Genomic DNA, 3,244 nt, shown 5'->3' on the forward strand with positions numbered 1-3,244 from the left:
CGGGAGCCGGCCGGCTCCCGGGCGGGCCGTACACGATCACCCAGGTCATGACGATGGTGCTGACCTTCGGCTTCCTCGTGATGACGAGGGGTCTGTGGGCGCACTTCGGCGTCATGAACTTCCTGCTGATGATCCTCCTGCCCTGGGGGATGGCCTGGGTGCTGCGCTACGCGCGGCTCGACGGACGCGACCCGGCCCGAGCGGTCCGCAGTCTGTTCGTCTACTCCTCCACCCCGGCTCAGGGCCGGCTCGCCGGCAAACCCCAGCGGATCGTCCGCCCCAGGCTCGCCTCCGCCACCTGCACCGTGCGCGTGCACGGCGCGGCCCGGCCGGCACTCGAAGCCGCCCCGGCGGCCGCGACGAAGCCTGCCGCCCCGGCGAACAAGATCCGGCCGGCCGCAGTGGCGCCGTCGGCATCTCGCGCGCAGCAGCCCAAGACCGGGCTCCAGGCCCTGCTGGCCTCCCTCGACGAGCGCTGACACGCCGCCCGCTGCTCCCCATCCCACGCACCAGCACAGAAAGCACAGAGCCATGCGCCTTCCCGTCCGGCACATCAGCGGCCACCTGATCTGGACCACCGCCGCCAGCGTGTGGGCGGTCTGGCGCGTCGACACCGAGAACTACACCCACGCCTCGAGGTCGACGAAGCGCGAGCGCTTGGACGCCCTGGAGGCACTGTTCAAGTCCCTGCGCGGCGAGGCACTCCTGCTCAGCCTGTGCCCGAGCGTGGACGCCGCGTCGGTCGTGACCCGCATGACCGCTGGAGTCGACCTCGATCAGTCTCCCGAGTACGTCGACCTGTCGCTGAAGGTCCTGGACCAGCTCCAGGACCTGGAGCTGACCGGCCGTGTGGACTTCCTCGCCGTCCCCCTGGCCCACCTCGACTTCAAGCAGAGCGCCCGCGCCGTCGCCACCTCCCTGCAGGCCGAGGTGATGGGGACACTGGGGCTGCCGGTCGCACCGATATCCCGGGGCGAGGAGCGCCAGCGCCTGGAGCAGGCCACCCGCCTGGCCGCCGGCTGGCCGTCCGGCATCAAGATGCGGCCCGCCACCGAGGCCGAGATCCTGTGGATCTACGGACACAGTGCCCGGCGCGGCCTGAGCGAGCCGCTGCTCCCCGAGGACGGCGCCCCGCGGGCCCTGCGCGGCCGCGGCCACACCGTGACCGCCCACACCCAGGTCATCCTCGACGAGGGCGGGCGCGGCAACCGGCCCTCCAAGGGCCCGACCAACCCCTTCAAGCGCCGCTACCTGCGCGCCGCCTCCGAACACGGCGACTCCTTCCAGGCGTTCTGCGTGCTCTCCGAGATGCCGGAGGCCTTCCGCTTCCCCGGCAGCGAGTACCTGGCGGCGCTCGACGACTTCAACTTCCCCGTCGACTGGGCCGTCCGGCTGCACGTGGAGACCGGCGCCAAGGCGGAGCCCAAGAGCCGGCGCCAGCAGCGTGAACTCGCCCACCAGCGCGGCGAGTACGAGGGTGAGACCTCCGGAGTGCCGGCGTCCCTCGACAAGGCTTCCTTCGCCCTGGACGAATACCGGGACCGGCTGACCGCCTCCTCGACCGAGGTCGAGATCCGCGCGACCGTCGCCACCTGCGTGTGGGGCACGACCGCCGAGGAGACGGACGAGAAGGCCACCTTGCTGGCCAACCACTTCGGCGGCAACGACTACACCCTGGTGCGGCCCACCGGCGACCAGGTGGCGCTCTTCCACGGGATGCTCCCGGGCACCAAGACGCCCAAGCCGATGCTCGACTACACCCAGTACCTCCTGGCCCGCGACTTCGCCATGTCGATGCCGTTCTGCGGCGCCGGTCTCGGGGACGACGCCGGCAGCCTCTTCGGGCTCCAGCTCAACGGCGGCGGCGTACGGCCGGTGCTGGTGGACTTCTCCCACGGCCCCCGGGTCAACGCCAGCGCGAGCGCGGCGTTCGTCGGCGAGCTCGGCTCCGGAAAGTCCGTGGCGATGAAGTGCGCGATGTACTCCATCCTCACCACCGGCCACCGCACCGGTCAGCGCAAGTCCCGCGGCCGCGCCCTGGTCATCGACCGCACCCCGCAGCAGGAATGGTCGCGGTTCGCCAGCGCGTGCCCGGGGACCACGCAGATCATCAACGTCGACGAGAACGCCGGCGTCTCCCTCGACCCCCTGCGGGTCTTCCGCGGCCCGCGCGCCGCCCGCTACACCGAGTCCTTCCTCACCCCGCTCCTGGACATCGGCTCGATGAGCATCGAGGGCATCACCCTCGCCGAGGCGATCGAGGCCACCCGGCTCGGGCCCACCCCGAGCATGACCGCCCTGACCGACACGCTCGCCGAGCGGGCCCGTATCCCCGACCCGGACGAGCCGAACGATGCCGCGGTGCGCGCCGCCGCTTCGGAACTGGTCCGCAAGCTGCGGTCGCTGGCGAAGAAGGACCTCGGCCGGGTCATCTTCGACCCCTCGCTGCCGGTCGTGCGGATCACCGCGGCCGACTCCACCGTCTTCGCCGTCGACCGGCTGGGCCTGCCCACCAAGGAGGAGCTGTCCGAGCACCGGCTGCCGAGCCTGGAGGTCGAGAAGCGGTTCGGCTGGCGGCTGATGTACCTGATGACGGCGCTGTGCAGGGAAATCGCGTTCGCCGACCCGAACGAGTTCGCCGGCGTCTTCCTCGACGAGTGCTGGTGGCTCACCTCCTCCGCGGAAGGCTCCAGCCTGCTGCTGGAGATGATCGCCGACGGCCGCAAACACAACGCCGGGGCCTTCGCGGGCTCGCATGATCCGTACGACATCGGCCCCAAGTCCGAGGTCGGCGACAAGATCCGCGCGCTGCTCTCCCACATCCTCGTCTTCCGCCACCGCGGCAAGGCCCTTGCCGCCCGGTGCCTGGAGTTCCTCGACCTGGACCCGGCCGACAGCGAGATGCTCAAGGTCGTCACGGAGAACCTCAGCCCGCTCAACGTCAGCGAGGCCGAGCGCGTGCTGCGGGCCGGTGAATGCCTCTACCGGGACCTGCGCAAGCGGATCGCCGGGCTGAAGGTGCTCATCCCAGCCGACGAGGACGTGGCCGCCGCGATCTACACCACCCCGGGCCAGAGCGGCGAAGAGGACGACGAGGTCGCGGAGTTGGCCGGGGCCGCGGACGGAGCCCTGGTATGAGCCGCGCCCGCCGGCGGCCGGCCGCGCGGCGGGCCGCTCTGATCGCCCTGCTGCTGGTCGTGTTCACCGCCGTGTTCGCGCCGGCGGCGGCCGCCGACCCGTCGCC

Annotated in this window: 2 protein-coding genes; both read left to right on the forward strand. The window is 71.6% G+C overall.

Features of this window, described 5'->3' with window-relative positions; translation table 11 throughout:
- Positions 1–479, forward strand: a 479-nt coding sequence (locus AOK08_RS30755) for a hypothetical protein (RefSeq protein ID WP_055532155.1), incomplete at its 5' end; no start/stop codon positions are given.
- A 52-nt stretch (positions 480–531) separates the two neighbouring features.
- Positions 532–3,138, forward strand: a complete 2,607-nt coding sequence (locus AOK08_RS30760) for an ATP-binding protein (RefSeq protein ID WP_055532157.1) — start codon at positions 532–534, stop codon at positions 3,136–3,138.
- Positions 3,139–3,244 lie beyond the last annotated feature (106 nt).

It is taken from the genome of Streptomyces graminilatus (assembly GCF_001418565.1).
GTDB classification, from domain to species: domain Bacteria; phylum Actinomycetota; class Actinomycetes; order Streptomycetales; family Streptomycetaceae; genus Streptomyces; species Streptomyces graminilatus.